Genomic DNA, 19088 nt, shown 5'->3' with positions numbered 1-19088 from the left:
GCAATTGCGCGCTAGGCCGGGACGACACGTGAGCTACGGATGGTTCAGCATGTATTCGCCAAGATTACGCTGACTTCTGTCGGCGCGGGCGATCGCCGCATTGCGCTGGACGTCGCGGTCCTTGCGGCAGGCCACATATTCCGGCGAGCCCTGAGCGTAACCGCGGCTCTGGCACACCGCATCATCGTCGTCGTTGCCCATTGCAACCGGCGTCTGGTAACGCGCCGAGCAGGCGGAGAGAGCGATGACGAGACCCACGGCAATGAGCAGCCGCGGCGCGGTGGCGAATGACATAGCAGGTCCCCTGTTGGCCGGCCCTGTTTAGCGCGGAATGCGGAGATTGTAAGTCCTGGCGCCGTTCCAGCTCGCTGTCATTCCCCGCGACCCGGCTACGCCAAGGCTTCGCCGAGGTTTCGGTCTTGGGCGCGCCGAAGCTTTAGCGTAGGCGGCAAGCGGGGAATCCAGTACACCGCGGCGGACATTGGGTTAGACAATTACCGCCGCGGAGTACTGGATCGCCCGCCTGCTCGGGCGATGACGGCGGAAGTTGGGGCAGCACCTCGCCCGCATGACGCTTCGCCTCACACCCGCCCCTTCAGCGCCTCGCCGATCTCGTCCAGCACCCTGGGGTCCTCGATCGTGGCGGGCATGGTCCAGGCCTCGCCGTCGGCGATCTTCTTGATGGTGCCGCGCAAAATCTTGCCCGAGCGTGTCTTGGGCAGGCGGCCGACGGTGATAGCGAGCTTGAAGGCGGCGACGGGGCCGAGCCGGTCGCGCACAAGTGCGACGATCTCCTTCTCGATCTCGGCGGGCTGCCGCTTCACGCCGGCTTTCAGCACCAGGAAGCCGCAAGGCACCTCGCCCTTGATCGCGTCCTTGACGCCGAGCACGGCACATTCGGCGACATCCGGATGCGACGCCAGAATCTCCTCCATGCCGCCGGTGGAGAGACGATGGCCGGCCACGTTGATGATGTCGTCGGTGCGGCCCATCACGAAGACATAGCCGTCCTCGTCCTTGTAACCGGCATCCGAGGTCTTGTAGTAGCCGGGGAATTCGGTGAGGTACGCCTCCTTGAATCGTTCATCCTGATTCCACAGCGTCGGCAGGCAGCCCGGCGGCATCGGCAGTTTTATCACGATCGAGCCCATGGTGTTCGCCGGCACGGGCTTCGCTGCCTCATCCACCACGTCGACCTGGTAGCCCGGCATCGGCACCGTCGGCGAGCCGTGCTTCACCGGCAGCTGGCCGAGGCCGATCGGGTTGCCGGCAATGCACCAGCCTGTCTCGGTCTGCCACCAATGGTCGATGACAGGCACCTTCAACTGCTGTTCCGCCCATTCCACCGTCGGCGGATCGGCACGCTCGCCGGCGAGGAACAGTGTGCGGAATGTCGACAGATCGTATTGCCGGATGAACTTGCCTTCCGGGTCCTCCTTGCGGATGGCGCGGAACGCGGTCGGCGCGGTGAAGAAGGCGACCGCCTTGTGCTGGCTGATCACCCGCCAGAACGCGCCGGCGTCGGGCGTTCCGACTGGCTTGCCTTCATACATGATCGAAGTCGCGCCGTGCAGCAGCGGGCCGTAGATGATGTAGCTGTGGCCGACCACCCAGCCGATGTCGGAGCCGCACCACCAGACCTCGCCCGGCTTGACGCCATAGAGGTTGAACATCGACCATTTCACCGCAACCAGGTGCCCGCCATTGTCGCGCACGACGCCCTTGGGAATACCGGTGGTGCCGGACGTGTAGAGGATGTAGAGCGGATCGGTCGCGGCAACGGGCACGCAAGGCGCCTTCTTGCCGTCGTTCATCGCCTTGCGGCGCAGGCTCGCCCAGTCATAGTCGCGCTTCGGCATGAGGTCGCACGTGAGCTGCGGACGCTGCAGCACGATGCAGGCCTTGGGCTTGGCGGACGCCAGCTTGATCGCCTCGTCGAGCAGCGGCTTGTACTGCACGATGCGGCCGGGTTCGATGCCGCAGCTCGCGGAGAGAATGAGCATTGGCTGCGCGTCGTCGATGCGGGTCGCAAGCTCCTTTGCGGCAAAGCCGCCGAACACCACGGAATGCACCGCACCGATGCGCGCGCAGGCGAGCATCGCAACCACGGCCTCCGGCACCATCGGCATATAGAGGATGACGCGGTCGCCCTTGGCGACGCCAAAGTCCTGCATGACGGCGGCGAGCGCCTGCACCTCGGCCAGCAGCTCGGCATAGGTGAATTTCGTGACCGAATTGGTCAGCGGCGAATCATGGATCAGCGCGACCTGGTCGGCGCGGCCGCGTTCGACATGGCGGTCGAGCGCGTTGTAGCAGGTGTTGACGACGCCGCCGGCGAACCAGCGGCCGTAGACGCCCTGGGTGGGGTCGAAGATCTTTTTCGGCGGTTCGATCCAGTCGATCTCCTTGGCCGCCTCGGCCCAGAAGCCCGCGGGATCGGCCAGCGAGCGCGCATGGAGCTCATGATAGGCACTCTTTCCGTCGCCGTTCCCTCGGACGTTCATTCCCGCGCTCCCGTTCCCTTGATTGGCCTCGCCTTGACCTGACGGCTGGATGGAAGTCCCGCCATGACAGGGATCAAGTGCCGGCCCTTGTTTGAGGGCTATTTTCCCGGGAACGGGCCGCGGTTCAAGCTGAAAAGGATGGGCCTTTTGGAGGAGGGACAGCGGCTGCGCCAGTGCTGCGCTCCCTCGCCCCGCGCGCGGGGAGAGGCGACGAGAGAAGCGCCTACCCCTCCATCGCGTTCAACCGCTGCAACCGGTCCTGCATGACCTTCTTCAGATCGTAGCCGGGGCGGCGGAAGCTGGCGTCGCGGGTGGCGAGGAAATCATGCTGGGATTTGCGTAAGTCGGCGGCCGAGCGCCGGCTCATCGATTTCAGCACGCGCTCATAGGCCTCGGCGAGCTGGCGGTCGAGCATGCCAAGCTGCGGATCGGCGCAGATCACCTTCTCCACCTCGCGCTTCGCGGAGGCGCAATCGAATGAGGGGCCGTTGCCGGAATTCGCAGCCAAAGGCTGCGGCGGCTCGGCGCCGAACTTCGCGATCTCCGCCATCATGGTGCGGCGGCCATCCGCGGCGTTGGTGTTGCCGGGATCGAGCCGCAGCGCCGTCTCGTAATCGGCCAGCGCCTTCTTGCGGTCGCCCATCTTGGTGTAGAGCACGGCGCGGTTGTTGTAGGTCTTCGCGAAGTCAGGATCGAGCTTCAGCGCGTCATTGTAGTCGCTGAGCGCGGCGCCGAACTCGCCCTTGAACTGGTAGGAATCGCCGCGATTGGTGAAGAAGTTCGGCCGCGGTGCCAGCCGCAGCGCCTGGTCGTAATCGGCGATCGCCTTGTCGTAGTCCTTCATCGCGGCATAGGAGAGCCCGCGATTGTCGTAATATTCCGGCACCTTCGGATCGAGCCTGATTGCCTCGCTGTCGTCGGCAATCGACTTGTCGAGTTGGCCGAGCTTCTTGTAGGCCGCGCCGCGATTGGTGTAGCTGCGCGCCCGGCTCGGATCGAGCAGCAAGGCCTGGCTGAGATCGGCGACCGCCTTGTCGTTGTCGCCATTGAGATAAAAGGTCGCGCCGCGGTCGGACCAGGCCTGCGCATAATCCGGCTTCAGCTTGATCGCCTTGTCGTAATCGGCAAGCGCCCGGTCGAGCCGGCGCTGGTTGGTGTAGGCGACGCCGCGCAGTTCGTAGGCTTCGGCATCCTGCGGATCGAGCTCGATCGCCTTGCTGAGATCGGCCGTGGCGCGGTTGAGGTCGCCGCCCGCCTCGCGCAGCAGATCGCCGCGCAGGCGCCAGGCGCGCGCATTCTTGCCATCGAGCGCAATGGCGCGGTCGATATCCCGCAGCGCCTGCGTGAGACCGCCGGAGGTCCGCGCATTGGCATCGGCCCGAACCAGCAGCGCCGCGACGCGGTCGGCATTCGGATTTGAGGTCTGGTCGATGATGGCACTGCACGCCGAGATGATGTCCGCCGGCGCCGCCTTGCTGCCCATCACGCAATCGGCGGCCGATGCCGGAGCGGCAAGCACAAGGCTGAGCGCCGCGCCGAGAAGGAAAGTGCGGAGCGAGACTTTGGAAATCTGCCCGGAAGAACGCGTACGCATGCCGAAGCACTCCGTGACATCAGGTTTTCACCATTGTCGCGGGGGACGCGTGATGGGTTCAAATCGGGCCGGTCCCTGACGTCATGGCCGTGCTTGTCCCGGCATGACGTCCTCTCATGAGGCGGGGAACTTCAATACCCGTCCACCCCGTTCAGCCGCTGCAGCCGATCCTGCATGGCCTTCTTCAAATCATATCCCGGCCGGCCGAACCCGGCATTCCGACGCGCAACAAAATCATCCTGCTCGCGCTGGATTTTCCTCGCCTCGCCCTCGTTGCGCGCCTCGCGCAGCACGCGCGCATTGGCGGCAAAAACCTCGCGGTCGAGGTCGGCGAGCTCGCGGTTGCCGCAGATCGCCTTCTCGACCGGGCGGCGCGCGCCCGCGCAATTGAAGCTGGGCTTGCCGGCGACCGCCATCTGTGCGCCGATCCGCTCGAGGTCGCGCGCGATCGCCTTGTGATTGGCCTTGGCCTTTTCGTGGTTCGGATCGATCCGCAGCGCCGCGCCGAAATCCTGCACGGCCTTGGGCTTGTCGCCCTTCTTCAGCCAGAGCTCGCCACGCGCGTTGAAGACGTCGGCCAAGGTAGGATCGAGCAGCAAGGCGCGGCTGTCGTCGGCGATGGCCCGATCGATCTGGTCGTGCCGCGCCAGCAGCGCACCGCGCGCGACCAGCGCCTTGATCAGATCGGGCTTTGGGGTCTTCTCGTTGTCGATGATTGCGGCACAGGCCGAGGTCGCCTTGTCCATGTCATCGGCCGCAGTTGCGGACAGGCAGGCCGCGACGTCGATCTGCGCGGCCACCGCCGGCTCACCCCCGGTCGCGGCCCGAGCGGCACCGAGCGAAAGCGTTGCGAGCACCACGGCCCCGGACAATCGAAGAAGTTTTTGAAAACGCATGCTCGTTGCAGCCGGAAAGTCTTGTCTTGGAGCTTATCTTGGGGGCTTGCCTTGGGGCCGTACTATCCATCATACGGCCGGATTGGTGCTAGCTTGTGGCGCTGCTCACATCGGTTTCGGGGATCGTCGTGTCGACATTCGAATGGATCATCGCGCTTCTGCTCGGCGCCGTTGCATTATCGGCGCTGGCCCGGCGGATCAAGGTCCCCTATCCGACCTTTCTCGCCATCGGCGGCGCGGCCATCGCCTTCGTGCCGAACAGCCCGACCTGGACGCTGGAGCCGGACCTGGCGCTGGCGCTTTTTGTCGCACCGGTGCTGCTGGACGCCGCCTTCGACACATCCTTGCGCGATCTCCGCAACAACTGGGTCCCGGTCGCGACCCTGGTGGTCGCGGCGGTCGGCCTGACCACGATCGGCGTGGCCTTTGTCGCGCACCGGCTGTTCCCGGACATGCCCTGGGCCGCCGCGGTGGCGCTCGGCGCCATCGTGGCGCCGCCGGATGCCGCGGCCGCCGTCGCGATCCTGAGCCAGGTCAAGCTGCCCTACCGCATGGTCAAGGTGCTCGAGGGCGAGAGCCTGCTCAACGACGCCACTGCGCTCCTGATCTATCGCATCGCCGTCGGCGCGGTCGTCATGGAACACCTCAAATGGAGCGAGGTCGCGCCGACGATCGCGCTGGGACTGGTCGGCAGCGTGCTGGCCGGCCTTCTCGCGGGGCGCATCATCCCGTTGTTCATGGAACGCGTGAGGGAAGTGCCGAGCGCGATCATCATGCAGTTCGCCACCACCTTCATGGTCTGGATCGCCGCCGAGCATCTCGGCCTCTCCGGCATCCTCACCATCGTCGTCTACGCCATCACCGTCGCACAAACGGCGCCGGCCCGTATCCCGGCGCGGCTGCGGGTGCCGTCCTACGCGGTGTGGGAGACCACGGTGTTCGTACTCAACGTTCTCGCCTTCATGCTGATCGGCATGCAGATGCGGCCGATCTGGACCAAGCTCGACGCAGACGTGCGCTGGGAATATTGCGTGGCCGCCGCCTGGATCCTGCTCACGGTTGTCCTGGTGCGGCTGCTCTGGATCACGTTCTACCGCACGACGCTGCGCGTGCTGATCGCGCGCGGCATCTATCACCCGAAAGACCCGAAGCAGGTCGCCTCGCCGAAGGGCGGCCTCATCATCTCCTGGTGCGGCATGCGCGGCCTGGTCACGCTCGCCACCGCCTTCGCGCTGCCGGAGAATTTCCCCTATCGCGACTTCATCGTCTTCATCGCCTTCGCGGTGGTGCTGGGCTCGCTGATCATCCAGGGCCTGACGCTGCGGCCGCTGATCCTCGCCTTCGGCCTCAAGGACGACGATCCCGTCGGCATCGAAGTCGCGCGCGCACGCGCCGTCGCCTATCGCGCCGCGCTTGACGCGATCGAGGACGATCCGTCGGAGGAGGCCGAAATCCTCAGGCTCGAATATCGCGCCATCCTGATGCAGGCCGACGACGATCCGCACGGCGGCATCGCCAACGGCGAGCTGCCCGCCGATCCGCTGCGCCGCCGCGCCATCGAGGCCGCACGCAAATCGATCTTCAACCTGCGCACCACCGAAGTGATCGGCGATGATGCGTTCCACCGGCTCGAGGAAGAGCTCGATCGGGCGGAGCTGAGTGCGGGGGGATAATGTTTTCGGTCGCCCCACAAACTCGCTGTCGTCCCGGCGAACGCCGGGACGACAGCGGAGATTGGAGCTACGCCCCCGCCTTGCACGTGATCCCGCCGTCGACCACGAGCTCGATCCCCGTCACATATTTCGACTCGTCCGACGCCAGGAACAGCGCGGCGTTGGCGACGTCCCAAGCCTCGCCCATGTGGCCCATCGGCACCTGCGCATCGCGGGCGCGCCACATCGCCTCGACGTCGCCCTTGGCATAGCTGTTGGCGAGGCCGGCGGAATGCTCCACCATCGGCGTCTTCATCAGGCCGGGCAGGATCGCATTCACCCGCACATGGCTCTTGGCGAACTCGATCGCGGTGGAGCGCGTCAGCTGGTTCATCGCTGCCTTGCTAGCGTTGTAGCTGACATAGGAGATTCCGACATGGCGGATCGAGGCGATCGAGGAGATGTTGATGATGGAGCCGCCGCCCTGCTTCACCATCACAGGGACGACGTGCTTCATGGCGAGATAGGCGCTCTTGAGGTTGACGGTGAAGACGCGGTCCCAGTTCTCTTCGTCGAGGTCGACCACGCTGCCGATCTCGGCGATGCCGACATTGTTGTCGAGCACGTCGATGCGGCCATAGGCCTTCAGGCAGGCCGCCACCATTCCCTCGATCTCGGCATGTCGCGCGACGTCCGCCGTGAACGCGGTCGCCTTGCCGCCTTCGCCGGCGATGATCCTGGCGGTCTCCTCGGCGGCAGCGCCGTTGCGGTCGACGCAAAACACCTGCGCGCCCTCGCGCGCAAAGGTCACCGCGGTCGCCTTGCCGTTGCCCCAACCGGGTCCGATCGAGCCGGCGCCCACAACCATCGCAACCTTGCCCTTGAGCCGGTCCATCGCGTGTCTCCCTTATTTCTGCTGTTCGTCGCAGATGCTCATCCTGGTGAAATTAGCACCGATTGCGTGGCCGACAATCTCGGACAATGTCCGGCACGTCCCGTCACGGCATAGCCGCCATTCACCGGCCGCGCCGGAATTGCCGAGCACGACTTCCGGCATCGGCGCGCGCGCAGGCCTCCATTGAAACCAGCCGTCGACGAGCCGCGCCTCGGGCGGCGGCTCCATGCCGGGACCGGTGCCCTTGACGCGCGCCTGCACCAGTTCGAGGCCGGCAGGCGTGACGCGCCAGTCTTCCTGCCACTCGACCTTCGCGATCGAATGCGTCCACGCGAGCGTGAACGCGGACAGCGCCAGCGCCTTCACAGCCCCGGCTGTTGCAAGGCAGAGGCTCACACCGCCTCGACCACGGCGGGCGGACGCTGCCGCCACTGCCACAGCACCAGCGCCGCCGAGAGCACGAAGCCCGCGGTGTCGCTGAACGGGAAGTCGCCGAGCAGGCACAACGCGGCGCCGAGCGCGACAACTCGCTCGAGCAGCGACATCCGCGTGAACAGGAAGCCGATCGCGACCATGCCGAACAGCGCGATCGCCACCAGCGCCTTGAAGGTCGCGAGCGCCACCGCGCCATAGAAGCCGAGCTTCGCCGCCATGGGATCGCCGGCCTGCAGCATCAGCGCCGGCGAATAGACGAAGATGAAGGGGATGACGTAGCCGGCGAGCGCGATGCGCATCGCCTCCCAGCCGATCTTGTCCGGATTCTCCTTCGCGATCGGAGCTGCCGCCAGCGCCGCGAGCGCCACCGGCGGCGAGAGGTCGGCCATGATGCCGTAGTAGAACGCGAACATGTGGCTCGCGATCAGGGGCACGCCGAGTTTGGCCAGCGCGGGTGCCGCAAGCGCAGCGGTGATGATGTAGGTCGGGATGGTCGGGATGCCGGTGCCGAGCAGGATCGACAGCAGCATGGTCATGATCAGCGCCAGGAACAGGCTCTTCTCACCGAGCCCGATCACCCAGCTGCCGAAGATGGTGCCGACGCCGGTCTGCGACATCATGCCGATGATGACGCCGACGATGGCGCAGGCCATGCCGACGGTGATGGCGGATTTTGCGCTCTCGGCCAGGGCATCGCGGCACTCACGCAGAGCCTTGAGACCGCCGCGGATGAAGGCGGTGATCACGATCAGCGCGACGACGACGCTTGCGACCGGCACGATCTGCAGGCCGTCGCGCGACAGCGCCGCCACGACCAGCGCAAGCCCGACCCAGAAGATGGTGCGGATCACCATGGAGGACGCGCCGGCCGTGATGCTGGCGCCCAGGATCAACGTCACGGTGAGCGCGAGGCCCATGCTGCCGGCATAGAGCGGGGTAAAGCCCTCGAACAGCATGTAGACCAGGGCTGCAAGCGGCAGCACGAGGTACCAGCGTGTCACCAGCGCCCGCCAGGCGCTCGGGATTTCCGAGCGCTTCATGCCGACGAGGCCGTGCTTGCCGGCTTCGAGATGCACCATCCAGAACGCCGAGGCGAAGTAGAGCACCGCCGGAATTGCGGCGGCCTTGACGATCTCCGAGTACTGGACGCCGAGCGTCTCCGCCATGATGAAGGCGACCGCGCCCATCACCGGCGGCATGATCTGCCCGCCCATCGAGGCCGTCGCCTCGACGCCCGCGGCAAACGCGCGGCGATAGCCGAACCGTATCATCAGCGGAATCGTGAACTGGCCGACGGTGACGACGTTGGCGACGCCGGAGCCGGAGATCGTGCCCATCATGCCCGAGGCAAACACCGCGACCTTCGCAGGTCCCCCGCGGGTGCGGCCGAACAGACCGAGCGAGACGTCGGTGAAGAGCTGGATCATGCCAGCGCGCTCCAGGAACGAGCCGAACAGGATGAACAGGAAGATGTAGGTCGCCGAGACGTAGATCGGCACGCCGTAGAAGCCTTCGGTACCGTAGGACAGATGCGTGACGATCTGGTCGAAATCATAACCGCGATGATTAAGCGGCGACGGCAGGTACTGCCCGAAGAACCAGTAGAGGAGGCAGGCGCCGCACATCAGCGGCAGCGCCGCGCCCATCAGGCGCCGCGTGCCTTCGAAGATCAGGACCGCGAGCAGCGTGCCGACGGCGAGGTCAAGCCTGGTCGGATCGCCATCGCGCGCGATCAAATCGGCGTAGAATATCCATTGATAGAGCCCGCAGAAGAATCCGGCGCCGCCGATCACCCAGCCGAGCGCACGGCCAGCGCTGCTCTTCGCGGTGAAATTGGCGATCAGGCCGAACGTGAGCAGGACCAGGAAGCCGACATGGACGCCGCGCACCACCTGGCTCGGCAGATAGTTGAAGGCGGCGACATAGAGCTGGAAGGTCGCAAAGGCGATGCCGATCCAGTAGGCGAGCGTACCCCACCAACCCGGGCCAAAGCCCTCCGGAAAACCATGCTCGAAATTGTCGAACTCAACCTTGATGGGCGCCGCTTCTGCGCCCTCTGCCTTTTCCAACATTTTCAAATCGCCCCAGTCCAAGCCCATTCAATTATAGCAGCAACACGATCCAATCGGACCGTCATGGCCGGGCTTGTCCCGGCCATCCACGCCTTACGGCGCCTCCAAGAACGTGGATGCCCGGGCCTTCGCCTCGCCGAAGCGGCTTCGGCCGCGCAGGCGGGACAAGCCCGGGCATGACGACGTGGAGAGAGCCGACCTTACTTGATCAGCCCTTTTTCCTTGTAATAGCGGATCGCGCCGGGATGCAGCGGGATCGGGCTGCCGGTGGCGGCCGTCTCGAGCTTGATCTCCTTGCCGGCCGCATGTGCGTTGGCAAGCTCGGGGAGCGACTCGTAGACCAGCTTTGTCATCTGATAGGCAAGGTCGTCGGACACGGCCGAGCTGGTGACGAGATAGTTGACCACGGCCGCGGTCGGCACGTCCTTGTCCTGGCCGGTATAGGTGTTGGCCGGGATCGTCGCCGCGATGAAGGGCGGGCCGATCCTGTCGACGGTCTCCTTCGGCACGGCCACCACATTGATCGAGGCCGAGGTCGACAGGTCCTTCAGCGAGGCGACGCCGAGGCCGGCCGACTGCAAGGTCGCGCCAAGCTGCCGGTTCTTCATGAGGTCGACGGATTCGGCGAACGGCAGATATTCAACCTTGCCGAGATCCTTGTAGGTCATGCCGGCGGCGGCCAGGATCGCGCGCGAGTTCAGCTCGGTGCCCGATTTCGGCGCGCCGACCGAGAGACTCTTGCCCTTGAGGTCGGCCAGCGTCTTGATGCCGCTCTCCGCGGTCGCGACGATCTGGATGTAGTTCGGATAGATCGCGCCGATGGTCCTGAGCTTGTCGAGCTTGGTCTTGAAGCCGGCCTCCTCCTCGCCCTCCCAGGCGGCCTTCAGCGAGTCGCCCAGCGTGAAAGCGATTTCGCCACGGCCCTGCTGCAGCAGGATGAGATTCTCGACCGACGCCTTGGTGGCCTGCACCTGCGTCTTCACGTTCGGAATCTTGTCGCCGTAGATCTTCCCGATCGCGACGCCGAGCGGGTAGTAGACGCCGGAGGTGCCCCCGGTCAGCACGTTGATGAAGGACTGCGCATGCGCGCAAGGTGCCGACGCCGCCAGAGCAAAAGCCGCGGCTGCGCCGATAAACGTACGTTTCATGGTTGTTATTCTCCCCAAACCGGCGGCGAAATTGGCCGGATGAGGAGGGCGGGTCAACCCATCCAAAAGGCACAACAGGGCTGCGGAAGCCCCTGTTTTAGCTGCGTTTTGATGGAACCCGCTGGGTGCGGCGACGTGGCGCAGCCGGATCGCCGGCGTGCGCCTCGCGCTCGTTAGAAAGCCGTCACCAGCGAGCCGTTACTGAAACGTCATGTCCAGGCACTTGGAGATGTCGGAGCCGAGGCCCGAGGAGATGGTGATGCAGCCGCGGATCTTCTGTGCGGCCATGTCGGCGGCCCAGATCGAGTAGCCGCCGGGACCGAAGAACGAGTTGGTGTTCGGCGGCTCGGTCTCGGTCGCGTCGAAATCATAGTGCCCGTCGGTCTCGAAGATGCGCGGCTTCTTGGTGCAGCCGCCGTCGGTCTGGACGTTGATGACTTCCTTGTTGTCGCGGGTCAGCGCCAGCGAGACCTGGCAGCGGAAGTATTCCGAGGTCTTGCTATTGAAGAGATAGGTGTAAGACTTGCAGGTTGCGGTGTTGAGCTTGCCCGGGGCAAGGCCGCGGCTGCACGAAATCCGCTGGTTGTGGCTGAGCTGGAAGTCATCGGCCCGGGCGTCCGGCGCGAGCGCCGTCAGCGACAACCCGGCAATCCAGCAAAATTTCATGACGTGGCGCATTCGAATCATCCCCACCAATATCTTTGTCGTGTTGCGTTCTAGACTGAAAGCGGAACATAGTCGCGAGGGGACGAAGGGAAAATCACAAACTGCTGGGCGGGACGTGATGCGCTGCGGCGTCATCGCGGATTGACCCGGAAACGTCGTTCGTGATTTGTTCAAACCGGCACCCCAACGACGGGGAGGATGGACCGATGGCGTTTTCAATGATGGCATTTTCGACCAGGACATTTGCAATTGCAGCCGCGCTGGGCGCGCTCGCCGCTCCCGCATGCGCACAGAACGCGGCGACGCCGTGGGAGCTCAAGGCTGACACCGGCTATGCCTATGACAAGGAAGGCAAGACCTTCTCCTACAAGATGGGCACCAACAATGCCGGCGAGCTGCTGAAAGGCGCCAAGAAGGTGCCGAAGGGCACGCTGTTCTTCATTGGCCAGAACGGCCAGCTCTACATGCGCAGCGGGCAATATCTCGAAGGCGACGGCAGGTTCAAGTTCGGGTCGGACCACTAGGGGACGCGATCACGGTGCGCTCCCTCGCCCCGTTCTTACGGGGAGAGGGTTGGGGTGAGGGGCTTCTCTCCGCGCATGAGATGATCGACGGACCTGTACCCCCTCACCCGGATTGCATCTTCGATGCAATCCGACCTCTCCCCGCAAGCGGGGCGAGGTGAAGGGCAGCTCGCCCAGCGCTCTAAAATGCCGCCGCCAGCTCCCGCGCGCCGGCATTGTTGCTGTTGCTGTCCATTCGCGCATCCGTGACCGCGAGCAGCTTCGCGACCGTGTTGTGGCGGATCGCGACCGGGTTGCGCTCGTAGCCGCCGCGCTGGAAGAAGTTCGAGGTCGGCACCTGCTCGCGCATCGCCTGCGGCATCGTCACCATGTCGAGGCCGGTGCCGTCGCCGGTGAGGTTCATCATCTCGAGCTCGGCGGCGGTGAGCGGACGGGTGTAGCCCTTGGCGCGGGCGAACAGCACCGAGGTCAGGAGCTTGTGGGTCTGCAGCATCGGCCCGATGTCGATGTCGAGCACCATCGCATGCATGGCCCAGCCCTGCGCGGTGTCGCCGATCTTCTCGTGCTCCGACCAGGTGTCGGGCACCGACTTCGCATGCGCCACCATCTTCTTCAAAACGCTGAGCTTGTGCTCGAGCGACTGCCGCGACGGCCCCGAGGTGCGCGCCACCTTGTCGGAGAGTGCGCGAATGAACTCATGGCCCTGCTCGGCCAGCAGCTCGACGCTGTTGGTGGTGAGCAGCTGGTTGTAGCCCATCGCGGTCGAGATCGCGCGCTTGCCGCCATGCTCGATGCCGGCCTGCACGTCGTAATTACCGGTGCCGCCGGTCTCGAACGAATAGACCCGCACCGCCTGCTCGCGCGTCAGCCCCGAGGCGAGCGCGTAGCGCGCATAGGCACGCTTGAACTCGACTTCGTTTGAGGGGCGCTGCGGCGTGAACTGATAGAGATCCTGCGCGGCGCGCAGAAGGTCGGAGGCCACCGGAAGCGGTTTGCGCGCCGGGCGCTCCGGCGTTTCCTCGGGCTCCGGATTCACCGGCCGCTTCGGCCCGGTATAGACCGGCGGCTGGTCGAGCATGTAATCGTCAAGCGTGATCTGCTGCCCGCTGCGCCGCTTGGCGTTGCGGCCTTTCCGCTTCTCCGAGACCTGGCTCCAATAGGCACCGGCCTCCTGGTCGAAGGCGCCGCGGATCTGCTGGTACTCGGCCAGCTTGCGGCGATATTCGAGCACCGCCGGCGATGCACCGCCGCTTTGCGCAAAGAACTGCGACAACAGCTGGGCGTTGGCATTGCTGACGTTTGATGGCAGTGCGTCGGACTCGCCGCCACGCGCGGCGGGAACGAGCAGGACGAGCGCGAGTGGAACCAGCGCCAGATGTGTTCGAATCGAATGATGCATGCTGCCCTCTTAGCAGGCATCCGGTAACCGTCACGTTAACGCGCCGTTTACCATCATTTCCAAGCGAAAACCGGCTGTTCCAGGTCGGTGACGCGGGTCTGCCGGCCCGCCAGCACCTCGCGGAACTGGTAGATCAGCGCCGCCGTCGGCGCGTGGATCAGGCTCATCCGGTGATGGAAGCGGATCACGCGACGGCTGCTTTCGGGGATATCCGTGAAATCGAAGGCATCGTCGCGCTCGATCGTGTCGAGCGCGATGCGATGGACCGAGGCGACCTCGTCCGGATTCGGCGTGATGGCATTGCTCTCGGCAGCCCAGACCACGACCGGCGTGATCAGATAACCGGAGCGCGTCGGATAATCGTCGAGCAGACCGAGCACCGCGTCGGCGGGAAGCCTGAGCGCGAGCTCCTCGTCGAGCTCACGCAGCGCCGCCTCGACCGGTGTCTCGCCGGCGTCGCAGCGTCCGCCCGGCAGCGCCCACTGACCGCGATGAGAGCGCAAGCTCGATGCACGCCTGGTCAGCAGAAACGCAGTGTCATCGCCGTCATGGGATGCGGTGAGCGCCAGCACCACCGCGGCGCGCTTCAGCGCCGACGGCTCGGCCGCTTCGGGTAGCCGCGCGAATGACGCGCAGGCCTCTGCGATATTCCGTCTGGTGGCATCGCCGAAAGCTCTCATGATGCTTGACTACACCAGGACCGCGCTCGATGAAACGAGGAGAGATCAAGCGTTGCAAGGATGGACGGGGCGATGACCAGCAAGACTGCCGCAAAGCTCAAATCAGACGGCTGGACCATCCTGGTGACCACGGGCTTCATGCACCTGGTCGGCCCCCTGTGGGAGCGCAAGGTCGACGGCCGATATGAATTCGCACTCGCCACCGAAGACAAGCACCACAATCGCCGCGGCATGGTCCAGGGCGGCGTGATGATGACGTTCGCCGATCGCACCTGCGGCATGACCGCTCGCTACACGTCGGGCAAGGACTACATGGCGACGGTGCAGCTCGATACCCATTTCGTCGAGGCCGGCCAGATCGGCGACATCCTGATCTCCCGCCCCCGCGTGGTGCGCGCGACCCGCAGCCTGATCTTCATGAGCACCGAGATCACGGTCGATGACCGCTGCGTGGTGATGGCGAACGGTGTGTTCAAGATCTTGAAGGGGCCCGCGTAGGCTCGCTCCGCGAGACTACCACCGCTGTGCACCACACCCTCGGTCGTCGTCCCCGCGAACGCGGGGACGACGAGATAGAGCATTGCTGAATTGCTTCGCTGCGCTCGCAATGATGGGCAGAGCTGGTTATGGTGCCCCCGCAACAGAAGCGTTGAGGAAACAGCCCCATGCACTACCGCCAACTTGGCCGCAGCGGCCTGAAAGTCTCGCCGATCTGCCTGGGTACCATGATGTTCGGCGGGCCGACGGATGAGGCGGCATCAAAGCGGATCATCGCCAAGGCGCATGAAGCCGGCATCAATTTCATCGACACCGCGGATGCCTATTCGAAGGGCGGCTCCGAAGAAGTCGTCGGCCGGGCCATCGGCAACAACCGTCATGCCTGGGTGCTCGCGACGAAGCTTGCTAACCCCATGAACAACGACACGCGCAACGATCCCAATCGCGTCGGGCTGTCGCGGCGCTGGGTGTTGCAAGCGGCCGAGGAGAGCCTGAAGCGGCTCGGCACCGACCACATCGACATCTACTATCTGCACAAGGAAGATCATGCGACGCCGCTCGAAGAGACGGTGCGCGCGATGGGTGATCTGATCCGCGCCGGCAAGATCCGCTATTTCGGCGTCTCCAACTACCGCGCCTGGCGCGTCGCCGAGATCTGCAACATCTGCGACCGGCTCGGCATCGACCGCCCCGTGGTGAGCCAGCCTTACTACAACGCGATGAACCGCATGCCCGAGGTCGAGCACTTTCCGGCCTGCTCCTATTACGGCCTCGGCATCGTGCCCTACAGCCCGCTGGCGCGTGGCGTGCTCACCGGCAAGTACAAGCCGGACGCAGCCCCCGACAAGGAGACGCGCGCCGGCCGCAACGACACCCGCATGATGCAGACCGAATGGCGGCCGGAATCACTGCAGCTCGCGCAGGAGATCAAGAGCCACGCCGAGAAGAACGGCATCACCGCCGGCCAGTTCGCGGTGGCCTGGGTGCTCAACTCCGCTTTCGTCTCGTCGATCGTCGCGGGCCCGCGCACGGAAGAACAGTGGGATGGCTATATCAGCGCACTCGACTATCGCTTTACCGCAGAGGATGAGGCGCTGATCGACCGGCTGGTGGTACCGGGTCATCCGTCGACACCGGGCTACAATGACCCGGCCTATCCGATCGAGGGACGGCGCGCGCGGACGGCTTGAAGTCTCGGGGATCACGATGGCGCTTGAAGACCGCTACGGCTTGCCGCTCTCCACCACGTCCGATTCCGCCGCGACCGCTTATCGCGACGGCATCGATCTCATGCTCGCCGGCTGGACCGGCACGGCGGAGGCGCTGGAGCGTGCGATCGTGGCCGATCCAGACTTTGCCCTCGCCCATATCGCCCGCGGCCGCGTGCATGCATTCTACCAGCAGGGCGATCTTGCGCGGCAGAAAGCGGCACTGGCACGCGAGCTTGTGGCCAGGCGCGGCAGCGAGCGCGAGCGCTCGCATGTCGAGACGCTGGCGCTCGCGATCGAGGGACGCGGGCCCGACGCGATCGCGGCGATGTCCGGGCATATCGAGCGCTGGCCGCGCGATGCCATGGTGCTGTCGTTGCCGCTCGGCGCGTTCGGCCTGTTCGCCTTCTCCGGCATGGCCGATCACGACCGCGCCCGGCACGAGCTGTGCGAACGCGTCGCGCATCATTACGGCGAGGACTGGTGGTTTCTCACCATGTCCGGCTGGGCGATGACCGAGAATGGCGACGTCGGACGCGGCCGCGCCGTCACCGAGCGCGGTTTTGACCTCCGCCGCGCCAACGCGCACGCCGCGCATGCCGTGCTGCATGCGATGTTCGAGGACGGATCGATCGAGGCGGCCGATCGTCTCGTCGAAGAATGGCTCCCGACCTATGACCGCGCGGGAATTCTCCACGGCCATATCCTCTGGCACCAGGCACTTGGCGCGCTCGAGCATGGCGATGCGGCCCGTGCGCTCAAAATCTATGACGACGTGCTGCAGCCCAGCGCCACGCAGGCGCCGCCGCTCAACGTCATCACCGACAGCGCCTCGCTGCTGTGGCGCTTGTCGGCTTACGGCCATGCCGTGCCGCAAGCGCTCTGGGCCGAGGCCGACGCTACCGCGCAAAAACTGTTCCCCAAATCGGGCCTGGCCTTCGCCGACGTCCACATGGCGCTGTTCGCGGCCGCGACACAAAATCAGGAAGCATTGGCCGCGCGCCTTGCCGTAATCGAGCAGCGGCTTGTCGACGGCAAGCTGCCGGCAGGCCCTGTGGTGCCGGCGATCTGTCGCGCGCTTGCGGCCTTTGCGGACGAAAATTACGCGGCTTGCGTGCGCGATCTCGCGCCGGTCCTCACCGAGGTCGTGCGCATCGGCGGCAGCCACGCCCAGCGCGAGCTGATCGAGGATACGTACCTCGTTGCCCTGATACGCAGCGGCGAGCTGCCGCGCGCCCGCAAGCTCCTCGACGCCCGCCTCCACCGCCGCCCGTCCTTGCGCGATACGCGCTGGCAGGCGGCGATGGCCTGAGGCAGGATGGAGAAAACACGGCCGGAGGACGCCCATGACCGAGATCGTTGCGCTGGAGGCGCTGGCTGCGCGCGTTGCATCCGGGCAGTCGCTGGCGATCCCGGTCGACGGTTCTGGCGTGGCGATGGCGGCGACCGCAGCGCTGCTGGAGTCCGGCATCCGTGACCTCAGGCTGATCTGCGTGCCGATCTCCGGCATGCAGGCCGATCTCCTGATCGGCGCCGGCGCGATCGCCTCGCTGGAAACCAGCGCCGTGTCGCTCGGCGAAGCCGGCGCCGCACCGCGTTTCACCGCTGGCATCAAGAGCGGCGCCTTCACGATGCGCGATTCGACCTGCCCCGCGATCTATGCCGGCCTGCTCGCGAGCCAAAAGGGCGTGCCGTTCATGCCGATCGCCGGCATCATCGGCAGCGATCTCCTCGAGGTGCGGCCGGACTGGCAGGTGATCGACAGTCCCGTAGGCGAGGCACGCAAGGTCGTCGTGGTGCCCGCGATCTCGCCTGACGTCGCGCTGTTTCACGCGCCCGAGGCCGACCGCGCCGGCAATGTCCGCATCGGCCGGCATCGCGAGCTCGCCGATCTCGCTTACGCCTCCAGGCGCACGCTGGTCACGGTGGAGCGCATCGTCGAGCGCAATTTGCTGGACAGCGAGGATTCCGCCGCAGGCGTGCTGCCCTCGCTCTATGTCGATGCCGTCGCGGTCGCCGCACGCGGCGCCTGGCCGCTGGCGCTGTGGGACGAATATCCGGCCGACGAGGCCGAGATCGCGCGCTACGCGGCAATGGCGCGCAGCGAGGACGGCTTTCGCGCCTATCTGTCGGCATTCCTGACGCATCGCAAGCAGGTGGCCTGATGTCGACCGAGCGCGAGCGGCGCGAGATCCTGATCGTTACCATTGCCGATCTGCTCGACGGCATCCGTCACGTCGCGGTCGGCGCGTCGTCGCCGATCCCCGCGGCCGGCGCCATGCTGCTGCGGGCCCGCAACGAACGCGACGGCAAACCGCCGGTACGCATCTCGATCCTGGGATCGCAGGCGCACAATTTCTTCACCAATGGCGGCATCGAGCTGTTCGACTGCGCCGCACAAGGCAGGGTCGACGCCTTCTTTCTCGGCGGCGGCCAGATCGACGGCCACGGCAACATCAACCTAGTCGGCACCGGCGATTATCCCACCAGCCACGTGCGCTGGCCGGGCTCGTTCGGCTCGGCCTATCTCTATCATCTCATTCCTCGCGTGATCCTGTTTCGCGAGGAGCATTCGCCGCGCGTGTTCGTGCGCAAGGTCGATTTCGTCAGCGCGCGCGCCATCACGCCGGAGGTGCCGCGTCGCGGCGGGCCGCATGCGCTGCTGACCAACATGGCGTTGTTCGATTTCGATCGTGAGGCAGGCGGCTTTGCGCTTCGCTCCGTGCATCCGCCCTTCACCCCGGCCGACATCCGCGAGAGCACCGGCTTCGCCTATCAGGAGCCGGAGGTGGTGCGCGAAACGCCGCGGCCGGACGCCGCAACGCTGTCGCTGCTGCGCGGGCGGGTTTTCACGGAGCTGGCCGAGACTTATCCGGCCTTTGCGCGGACCATGAAACAGGCGGCGTGAGGCGGTCTG

18 protein-coding genes are annotated in these 19088 nt (G+C 65.6%); 7 read left to right on the top strand and 11 right to left on the bottom strand.

Annotated elements, in window-relative coordinates:
- Nucleotides 1-33 precede the first annotated feature (33 nt).
- The 4 genes from QA645_RS06435 to QA645_RS06420 all read right to left on the bottom strand — a co-directional run bounded on the left by QA645_RS06435 (nucleotide 34) and on the right by QA645_RS06420 (nucleotide 4994).
- Nucleotides 34-294: a hypothetical protein gene (locus QA645_RS06435; protein WP_283048994.1), complete on the bottom strand. Its 261-nt coding sequence runs from the start codon at nucleotides 292-294 to the stop codon at nucleotides 34-36.
- A gap of 287 nt (nucleotides 295-581) precedes the next feature.
- The gene (locus QA645_RS06430; protein WP_283048992.1) at nucleotides 582-2504 is read right to left on the bottom strand and encodes a propionyl-CoA synthetase; all 1923 of its coding nucleotides are present in this window, start codon (nucleotides 2502-2504) and stop codon (nucleotides 582-584) included.
- Between the two features lie 223 nt (nucleotides 2505-2727).
- The gene (locus QA645_RS06425) at nucleotides 2728-4098 is read right to left on the bottom strand and encodes a tetratricopeptide repeat protein (protein ID WP_283048990.1); all 1371 of its coding nucleotides are present in this window, start codon (nucleotides 4096-4098) and stop codon (nucleotides 2728-2730) included.
- A 131-nt stretch (nucleotides 4099-4229) separates the two neighbouring features.
- The gene (locus QA645_RS06420; RefSeq protein WP_283048988.1) at nucleotides 4230-4994 is read right to left on the bottom strand and encodes a tetratricopeptide repeat protein; all 765 of its coding nucleotides are present in this window, start codon (nucleotides 4992-4994) and stop codon (nucleotides 4230-4232) included.
- A gap of 95 nt (nucleotides 4995-5089) precedes the next feature.
- On the opposite strand from QA645_RS06420, the gene QA645_RS06415 reads away from it, so the two are divergent.
- Complete coding sequence (locus tag QA645_RS06415) at nucleotides 5090-6667, top strand: sodium:proton antiporter (protein WP_283048987.1); 1578 nt, start codon at nucleotides 5090-5092, stop codon at nucleotides 6665-6667.
- A gap of 67 nt (nucleotides 6668-6734) precedes the next feature.
- Here the strand turns inward: QA645_RS06415 and QA645_RS06410 are convergent, their stop codons facing one another.
- The 5 genes from QA645_RS06410 to QA645_RS06390 all read right to left on the bottom strand — a co-directional run bounded on the left by QA645_RS06410 (nucleotide 6735) and on the right by QA645_RS06390 (nucleotide 11874).
- Nucleotides 6735-7541 carry a glucose 1-dehydrogenase gene (locus QA645_RS06410; RefSeq protein ID WP_283048986.1) on the bottom strand — a complete coding sequence of 269 codons (807 nt, stop codon included), beginning with the start codon at nucleotides 7539-7541 and terminating at the stop codon, nucleotides 6735-6737.
- A 12-nt stretch (nucleotides 7542-7553) separates the two neighbouring features.
- Entirely contained in the window at nucleotides 7554-7973 is a 420-nt protein-coding gene (locus tag QA645_RS06405; protein WP_283048985.1) for a DUF1850 domain-containing protein, read from the bottom strand.
- A complete protein-coding gene (locus QA645_RS06400) occupies nucleotides 7934-10048 on the bottom strand; it encodes a TRAP transporter permease (RefSeq protein ID WP_283048983.1) in 2115 nt (704 codons plus the stop codon). Before QA645_RS06400 ends, QA645_RS06405 begins: the two co-directional genes overlap by 40 nt.
- Before the next feature lie 200 nt (nucleotides 10049-10248).
- A complete protein-coding gene (locus tag QA645_RS06395; protein WP_283048981.1) occupies nucleotides 10249-11196 on the bottom strand; it encodes a TAXI family TRAP transporter solute-binding subunit in 948 nt (315 codons plus the stop codon).
- A gap of 198 nt (nucleotides 11197-11394) precedes the next feature.
- Entirely contained in the window at nucleotides 11395-11874 is a 480-nt protein-coding gene (locus QA645_RS06390) for a hypothetical protein (protein WP_254128167.1), read from the bottom strand.
- 209 nt (nucleotides 11875-12083) lie between these two features.
- Between QA645_RS06390 and QA645_RS06385 the strand changes: the two genes are divergently transcribed.
- Nucleotides 12084-12386 carry a hypothetical protein gene (locus tag QA645_RS06385; RefSeq protein ID WP_254135216.1) on the top strand — a complete coding sequence of 101 codons (303 nt, stop codon included), beginning with the start codon at nucleotides 12084-12086 and terminating at the stop codon, nucleotides 12384-12386.
- A 181-nt stretch (nucleotides 12387-12567) separates the two neighbouring features.
- On the opposite strand, the gene QA645_RS06380 is transcribed toward QA645_RS06385, so the two are convergent.
- Nucleotides 12568-13785 carry a hypothetical protein gene (locus QA645_RS06380; RefSeq protein WP_254191631.1) on the bottom strand — a complete coding sequence of 406 codons (1218 nt, stop codon included), beginning with the start codon at nucleotides 13783-13785 and terminating at the stop codon, nucleotides 12568-12570.
- A gap of 53 nt (nucleotides 13786-13838) precedes the next feature.
- On the bottom strand, nucleotides 13839-14465 hold the full coding sequence (locus QA645_RS06375; protein WP_254128165.1) for a CoA pyrophosphatase: 627 nt from the start codon (nucleotides 14463-14465) through the stop codon (nucleotides 13839-13841).
- 72 nt (nucleotides 14466-14537) lie between these two features.
- Here QA645_RS06375 and QA645_RS06370 point away from each other — a divergent pair, with 72 nt between their 5' ends.
- The 5 genes from QA645_RS06370 to QA645_RS06350 all read left to right on the top strand — a co-directional run bounded on the left by QA645_RS06370 (nucleotide 14538) and on the right by QA645_RS06350 (nucleotide 19079).
- The gene (locus QA645_RS06370; protein WP_283048977.1) at nucleotides 14538-14963 is read left to right on the top strand and encodes a PaaI family thioesterase; all 426 of its coding nucleotides are present in this window, start codon (nucleotides 14538-14540) and stop codon (nucleotides 14961-14963) included.
- A gap of 167 nt (nucleotides 14964-15130) precedes the next feature.
- Nucleotides 15131-16153 (top strand): aldo/keto reductase, encoded by a 1023-nt coding sequence (locus QA645_RS06365; RefSeq protein WP_283048975.1) that lies wholly within the window; start codon nucleotides 15131-15133, stop codon nucleotides 16151-16153.
- Between the two features lie 16 nt (nucleotides 16154-16169).
- The gene (locus QA645_RS06360) at nucleotides 16170-17483 is read left to right on the top strand and encodes a tetratricopeptide repeat protein (RefSeq protein ID WP_283048973.1); all 1314 of its coding nucleotides are present in this window, start codon (nucleotides 16170-16172) and stop codon (nucleotides 17481-17483) included.
- A gap of 34 nt (nucleotides 17484-17517) precedes the next feature.
- Nucleotides 17518-18336: a CoA transferase gene (locus tag QA645_RS06355; protein WP_283048972.1), complete on the top strand. Its 819-nt coding sequence runs from the start codon at nucleotides 17518-17520 to the stop codon at nucleotides 18334-18336.
- A complete protein-coding gene (locus QA645_RS06350) occupies nucleotides 18336-19079 on the top strand; it encodes a CoA transferase (RefSeq protein WP_283048970.1) in 744 nt (247 codons plus the stop codon). Before QA645_RS06355 ends, QA645_RS06350 begins: the two co-directional genes overlap by 1 nt.
- Nucleotides 19080-19088 lie beyond the last annotated feature (9 nt).

It is taken from the genome of Bradyrhizobium sp. CIAT3101, from assembly GCF_029714945.1.
Classification (GTDB): Bacteria; Pseudomonadota; Alphaproteobacteria; order Rhizobiales; family Xanthobacteraceae; genus Bradyrhizobium.
This window is presented reverse-complemented; position numbering and strand designations above follow the sequence as displayed.

Bases quoted from the DNA above. Each gene is read 5' to 3' on its own strand.
- QA645_RS06435 (WP_283048994.1), bottom strand. From the start codon at position 294: ATGTCATTCGCCACCGCGCCGCGGCTGCTCATTGCCGTGGGTCTCGTC.
- QA645_RS06430 (WP_283048992.1), bottom strand. From the start codon at position 2,504: ATGAACGTCCGAGGGAACGGCGACGGAAAGAGTGCCTATCATGAGCTC.
- QA645_RS06425 (WP_283048990.1), bottom strand. From the start codon at position 4,098: ATGCGTACGCGTTCTTCCGGGCAGATTTCCAAAGTCTCGCTCCGCACT.
- QA645_RS06420 (WP_283048988.1), bottom strand. From the start codon at position 4,994: ATGCGTTTTCAAAAACTTCTTCGATTGTCCGGGGCCGTGGTGCTCGCA.
- QA645_RS06410 (WP_283048986.1), bottom strand. From the start codon at position 7,541: ATGGACCGGCTCAAGGGCAAGGTTGCGATGGTTGTGGGCGCCGGCTCG.
- QA645_RS06400 (WP_283048983.1), bottom strand. From the start codon at position 10,048: ATGTTGGAAAAGGCAGAGGGCGCAGAAGCGGCGCCCATCAAGGTTGAG.
- QA645_RS06395 (WP_283048981.1), bottom strand. From the start codon at position 11,196: ATGAAACGTACGTTTATCGGCGCAGCCGCGGCTTTTGCTCTGGCGGCG.
- QA645_RS06390 (WP_254128167.1), bottom strand. From the start codon at position 11,874: ATGCGCCACGTCATGAAATTTTGCTGGATTGCCGGGTTGTCGCTGACG.
- QA645_RS06385 (WP_254135216.1), top strand. From the start codon at position 12,084: ATGGCATTTTCGACCAGGACATTTGCAATTGCAGCCGCGCTGGGCGCG.
- QA645_RS06380 (WP_254191631.1), bottom strand. From the start codon at position 13,785: ATGCATCATTCGATTCGAACACATCTGGCGCTGGTTCCACTCGCGCTC.
- QA645_RS06375 (WP_254128165.1), bottom strand. From the start codon at position 14,465: ATGAGAGCTTTCGGCGATGCCACCAGACGGAATATCGCAGAGGCCTGC.
- QA645_RS06370 (WP_283048977.1), top strand. From the start codon at position 14,538: ATGACCAGCAAGACTGCCGCAAAGCTCAAATCAGACGGCTGGACCATC.
- QA645_RS06365 (WP_283048975.1), top strand. From the start codon at position 15,131: ATGCACTACCGCCAACTTGGCCGCAGCGGCCTGAAAGTCTCGCCGATC.
- QA645_RS06360 (WP_283048973.1), top strand. From the start codon at position 16,170: ATGGCGCTTGAAGACCGCTACGGCTTGCCGCTCTCCACCACGTCCGAT.
- QA645_RS06355 (WP_283048972.1), top strand. From the start codon at position 17,518: ATGACCGAGATCGTTGCGCTGGAGGCGCTGGCTGCGCGCGTTGCATCC.
- QA645_RS06350 (WP_283048970.1), top strand. From the start codon at position 18,336: ATGTCGACCGAGCGCGAGCGGCGCGAGATCCTGATCGTTACCATTGCC.